The organism is Bradyrhizobium sp., assembly GCF_030646015.1.
Taxonomy (GTDB): Bacteria; Pseudomonadota; Alphaproteobacteria; order Rhizobiales; family Xanthobacteraceae; genus Bradyrhizobium.
Map to the genome: position 1 here is coordinate 1 of NZ_JAUSLT010000173.1, position 5,572 is coordinate 5,572.

Here is a 5,572-nt window from a genome sequence, read left to right on the forward strand (position 1 = left end):
GCCCATGAACTGGCGCACGTCGGCGACGACCTGGTTCGACAAATTGTTGCGCGAGTCGAACATGGTCAGCACGATGCCGTGGATCGACAGATTGGGATTGAGGGTCGAGCGCACCTGCTCCACCGTCTGCAGCAATTGCGACAGGCCTTCGAGCGCGAAGAATTCGCATTGCAGCGGCACCAGGATCGCATCGGAGGCGGCCATCGCATTGACGGTGAGAAGATTGAGCGACGGCGGACAATCGATCAACACGTAGGTGTAGTCGGCATCGGGCGCGGCGTCGGTGTTCAAGGCGGCGATCGCATCACGCAGGCGGAAGGCGCGGTCACGCGTCGAGCCGAGTTCGAGTTCGAGGCCGGAAAGATCCATGGTGGAAGCCGCGATATGCAGCCGCGGCACCGCGGTCGGCACCACGGCGTCGCGCAGCGGCGCCTCGCCGATCAGCACGTCATAGGTCGAGCAGCTGCGGCTGCGGCGGTCGATGCCGAGACCGGTGGAAGCGTTGCCCTGTGGATCGAGGTCGACGATCAGCACCCGCTCCCCAATCGCTGCGAGTGCGGTTCCGAGATTGATCGCGGTGGTGGTCTTGCCGACGCCGCCCTTCTGGTTGGCGAGCGCCAGGATGCGCGGATGGCCGGCCGGATGTGGGGCCTTATCCTCTTGATAAATATGATCAATTACGGTCATGCGCTGACGCCATTTTCTGTCGCGGATGGATTGCGCCGCTCGATCTGGTCGAGCTCGACGATCCAGCCGTGTCCGCCGGTGCGGCTGGAATGAAGATGCGGCTTGATATTCCAATATTTAGTGGCTTCGGTCAATTCAGCCTCTACATCTTGGCCTTTGAGCAACAGCGCCTTCGCGCCATGTCTCACCAGCGGCTCCGCGAAGCCGATGAGCTGGTGTAGCGGAGCCACCGCCCGGGCAGTGACGCAATCGACAGGCCCGGTGATTCTATCCACACTATCCCCGATATCCGCGAGGTGAACTTTGCCGGGCGAGTTGGTAACTCGCAGCGCCTCGCGCAGGAACGCGGCCTTCTTGGCATTGCGCTCGACCAGGTGAATGATGGCGCCCGGCGTCTCCGCCAGCGCACAGGCCAGCACCACTCCCGGAAAGCCCCCGCCGCTGCCGAGATCGGCCCAGACCCTGGCGGAGGGAGCGATTGTCAGCAGCTGCAGCGAATCGGCGATGTGGCGGGTCCACAGATTGGGAAGCGTCGACGGCGCCACCAGATTGGTTTTGGCCTGCCACTCCAGCAACAGATCGACATAGCGATCCAGCCGCGCCTCGGTTTCACGTGAAACAGGCGTCAACGCCAGTGCTGCGGCCTTGTCGGCAAGCGGGATGGGGGATTTCAGAGGTTTGAGCATGTGATGGGGTACCGACCGTATTCAAGCCGTCATTGCGAGCGTAGCGAAGCATTGCTTCGTCGCTACGCTCCTCGCAATGACGATTAAAATCCCCGATCCCAACGTTTCACGTGAAACAGTCTAGGCGGACACCACGCTGGGCTTCTTTCGGGCTTCCCGCCGCAGATAGGCCGCCAGGATACCTAGCGCCGCCGGTGTCATAGCGTCGATCCGTCCCGCCTGCCCCACCGTTCGCGGGCGAGCGGCTTCGAGTTTCGAGCGAGCCTCGTTGGAAAGCCCCGGCACCAGGCTGTAATCAATATCGGTCAGGCTCAGCCCCTCGTCGCGCCGGAAGGCATCGACGTCGGCGGTCTGGCGCTTCAGATAGACGTCGTATTTGGCGTCGATCTCAAGGTGAACTGCGATCGCTGGGTCAATGGCCGACAACTCCGGCCAGATGCCGCGGACTTCGCTCCAGCCGACCTCGGGATAGGCCAGCAATTCGAACGCCGAGCGGCGCTGGCCATCCCGGTTAAGCAGCAGCCCATGCTTGCCGGCTTCATTGGGGGTGATGTTCAGCGACTTTGCCAGTGCCTTCGCATCATTCAGCGCCGCCATCTTGGCGCCGTGACGGATCGATCGAGCCCGCCCGACGCACCCCAAGGCGATTCCCTTGTCGGTCAGGCGCTGGTCGGCATTGTCGGCCCGCAGGGTCAGCCGATATTCGGCCCGCGAGGTGAACATCCGGTACGGCTCGGTGATCCCGCGGGTCACCAGATCGTCGATCATCACGCCGAGATAGCCGTCGGCGCGGTCGAATACGATCGATTCGGCGCCGCTGGCCGCCAAGGCGGCGTTGAGGCCGGCAACCAGCCCCTGCGCCGCCGCCTCTTCATAGCCTGTGGTCCCATTGATCTGCCCCGCCAGGAACAGCCCGGGCAACCGCCTGGTCTGCAGGGTCGCATCGAGTTCGCGGGGATCGACGTGGTCATATTCGATCGCATAGCCCGGCCGGACCATCCGGACCCGCTCAAGACCCGGGATGGTCGCCAGGATCGCGAGCTGTACCTCTTCCGGCAGCGAGGTCGAGATGCCGTTGGGATAGACCGTGCTGTCATCGAGCCCTTCGGGCTCCAGAAAGATCTGGTGCCCGTCGCGATCGCCAAAGCGGACGATCTTGTCCTCGATCGACGGGCAATAGCGCGGACCCGAGCTCTTGATCTGGCCGGAATACATCGGCGAGCGATGAACATTGGCCCGGATCACCTCATGGGTCGCCGGCGTGGTGCGGGTGATCCCGCACTGGATCTGCGGCGTGGTAATCCGGTCGGTCATCACCGAAAACGGCTCCGGCGGATCGTCCCCCGACTGCATCTCCACGGCCGACCAGTCGATTGTGCTGCCATCGAGCCGGGGTGGAGTTCCGGTCTTCAACCGCCCAAGGGTAAAGCCGGCCTGCTCGAAGGATTTTGAAAGTCCCAATGCCGGAGCCTCGTCGACGCGTCCGGCCGGCCAGTTCTTCTCGCCGAGATGGATAAGGCCCCGCAGAAAGGTGCCGGTGGTGATGACCACGGCGCCCGCCGACAGCTCACGGCCGCCGATCAAGCGGATCCCGGTGACGCGACCGTTCGAGATGGAGAGTTCGTCCGCCTCGCCCTCGATTACGCTGAGGTTGGCGGTCTCGCGGATGGCGGCCTGCATCGCCGCGGCATAGAGCTTGCGGTCGGCCTGGGCGCGGGGCCCCCGGACCGCGGGACCCTTGCGCCGATTGAGCATGCGAAACTGGATACCGCCGGCATCGGCGACCCGACCCATCAGGCCGTCGAGCGCATCGACCTCGCGAACGAGATGGCCTTTGCCGAGCCCGCCGATGGCGGGATTGCAGGACATCGCGCCGATCGTTGCAAAACGATGGGTCACCAGCACCGTCCTGGCGCCCAAGCGCGCAGCGGCGCTCGCGGCTTCACAGCCGGCGTGGCCGCCACCGACCACGATGACGTCGAACGATTTGAGGGTGGTAGTCATGCGAAGCTTTTATCGCGGAGCGGCAAAAGCCGGAAGTGGTAAGTTCGTTGAAATGGCCTGTTTCACGTGAAACACCGGATCCGAGGACAAGACTGTTGTTTCACGTGAAACAATTCGGGTTCCATTCGGTTCCATAAAATGAACCAAGAAATATTACTTACCTATACAAAACTCCCGGAAGATCACATCGAGGATATCCTCGACATCCACCCGACCCAGCAGCCGCCCCAAGGAATGCGCCGCCGCCCGCAGATCCTCGGCGGCAAGTTCCTCCCCGGTCGCGACGACATCAATGCTGCGCAGCAACGAGGCCGCTGTTTCCTGCAACAATTTTCGCTGCCGCGCCCTGCCGATCAGCCCCCCATCATCGGAGCCGAAATAATCATGCGCGAATCGGACCAGGGCCGACACCAGTTCCGGCATCCCGTCGCCCCGGCTGGCCGAAATCCGAAATTCCGCCACGCCTTCGCCCTGCCCCACACCCGGAACTGATCGCGTCCCATCAGGCCGGCGGGCGACGAGGTCGATCTTGTTGCGCACCAGCCAAACCGGCGCAGCACCTTCGAACGAAATCTTCTCGTGCTGCGAATCGGCAAGCCACAACACCAGGTCGGCCTCGGCGGCACGGGCGCGAGCCCGACGGACGCCTTCCTGCTCCACTGGATCGTCGGTCTCGCGAATCCCGGCGGTATCGATCACCGTCACCGGATAGCCGTCGAGATCGAGCTGCACCTCGATGATGTCGCGTGTAGTGCCGGCATGCGGCGAGACGATCGCGACCTCGCGCCGCGCCAGATAATTCATCAGCGTCGATTTGCCGACATTCGGCGGGCCGGCGATTGCCACCACCAGGCCATCGCGCAGACGTTCACTTCGTCCCTGTGCCGCAAGGACTTCTTCGATTTCCGCAAGCAGCCCTTTGATCTTCAGGAGTGCCGGCGCGATCAGTTCGGCCGGCACGTCAGCCTCGTCGGAGAAATCAATCCCGGCTTCGATCAATGCCGAGGCCTCGATGATCTGCGCGCGCCAGTCGCGCGCGCGGTCGCCGAGCAGGCCCTTCAACTGGCGCAGTGCCTGGCGGCGTTGCCGGTCGGTGTCGGCATGGATCAGATCGTCGAGGCCCTCGGCCTCGGTGAGGTCGAGTTTTCCGTTCTCGAAGGCCCGGCGGGTAAATTCTCCGGGCTCGGCGGCGCGGACATTTTCGAAGGCTGCGAGCGCCGCGAACAACGCCCCCAGCACCGCGCGCCCGCCATGAACGTGAAATTCCGCGACATCCTCGCCGGTCGCGCTGGCCGGTCCCGGAAACCACAGCACTACCGCGTCGTCGATCGGCTGTCGGTCGGCATCCCGCAACAGCGCCCGCGTCGCCATCCGCGGCGCCGGAATCTTACCAGCCAAAACGGTCAGAACCGGCCCGGCCCCGGGTCCGGAAACCCGCACCAGGGCGATCGCGCTCGGCGGCCGGCCCGACGAAAGGGCAAAGATGGTCTGTTCCCGCGGGTGCATCGCCTATTTGTGCCGGAGCCATTGAAAAGGCAACGCAATTGCCATCAGTCGGCGATCTCGCCGAAACGATACGTCACACCGGGTAGACCCCATTACCGCAGCATTTCCGCAGCAATCTGGCGCAGAAATCGGCCCGTTTCCCGGATGCGCTGGAAGAACCAAATATATAATTACTTCCATTACTTAGATAGATATCGGGGGCCGGATACACTCGGTATGCTGCAGCTATGCTGCAATATCGACCGCAGCATGAACTTTGGACACGCAACGAAAAGGGCGCCCCTACCTGCGCAAGGACGCCCCATTCAATACAGAGCAGATCGGTCAAGTATTCATCGACTCGAAGAATTCCGCGTTGTTCTTGGTGTTGCGCAGCTTGTCGAGCAGGAAGTCGATCGCGTCCATGGTGCCCATCGGATTGAGGATCCGGCGCAGCACATACATTTTCTTCAGGAGCTGCGGATCGGTGATAAGCTCTTCCTTGCGGGTGCCTGAGCGCGATATGTCGATCGCCGGGAAGGTCAGCTTGTCCGAGACATTGAGATCAAGAATCAGTTCGGAATTGCCGGTGCCCTTGAACTCTTCGAAAATGACTTCGTCCATGCGGCTGCCGGTATCGACCAGCGCGGTCGCGATGATGGTGAGCGAGCCACCCTCCTCGATGTTGCGCGCGGCGCCGAAGAAGCGTT

Annotated in this window: 4 protein-coding genes and 1 pseudogene; all 5 read right to left on the reverse strand. The window is 62.8% G+C overall.

The features are described 5' to 3' along the window. The coding region (locus Q7T45_RS25365; RefSeq protein WP_304874593.1) for a ParA family protein at nucleotides 1-687 on the reverse strand (687 nt) is incomplete at its 3' end. Beyond that, nucleotides 684-1,373: a 16S rRNA (guanine(527)-N(7))-methyltransferase RsmG gene (gene rsmG / locus Q7T45_RS25370; RefSeq protein WP_304874595.1), complete on the reverse strand. Its 690-nt coding sequence runs from the start codon at nucleotides 1,371-1,373 to the stop codon at nucleotides 684-686. The genes rsmG and Q7T45_RS25365, both read right to left, overlap by 4 nt. A gap of 120 nt (nucleotides 1,374-1,493) precedes the next feature. Continuing rightward, the gene (gene mnmG, locus Q7T45_RS25375; RefSeq protein WP_304874597.1) at nucleotides 1,494-3,377 is read right to left on the reverse strand and encodes a tRNA uridine-5-carboxymethylaminomethyl(34) synthesis enzyme MnmG; all 1,884 of its coding nucleotides are present in this window, start codon (nucleotides 3,375-3,377) and stop codon (nucleotides 1,494-1,496) included. Nucleotides 3,378-3,530: 153 nt separating this feature from the next. Continuing rightward, nucleotides 3,531-4,883, reverse strand: a complete 1,353-nt coding sequence (mnmE, locus tag Q7T45_RS25380; protein ID WP_304874598.1) for a tRNA uridine-5-carboxymethylaminomethyl(34) synthesis GTPase MnmE — start codon at nucleotides 4,881-4,883, stop codon at nucleotides 3,531-3,533. Between the two features lie 324 nt (nucleotides 4,884-5,207). Next, nucleotides 5,208-5,572: pseudogene (locus tag Q7T45_RS25385) on the reverse strand (transcription termination factor Rho); the annotation flags it as partial.

Excerpts from the sequence above, each read along its gene's own strand:
- rsmG (WP_304874595.1), bottom strand. The coding sequence starts at position 1,373 with ATGCTCAAACCTCTGAAATCCCCCATCCCGCTTGCCGACAAGGCCGCA.
- mnmG (WP_304874597.1), bottom strand. The coding sequence starts at position 3,377 with ATGACTACCACCCTCAAATCGTTCGACGTCATCGTGGTCGGTGGCGGC.
- mnmE (WP_304874598.1), bottom strand. The coding sequence starts at position 4,883 with ATGCACCCGCGGGAACAGACCATCTTTGCCCTTTCGTCGGGCCGGCCG.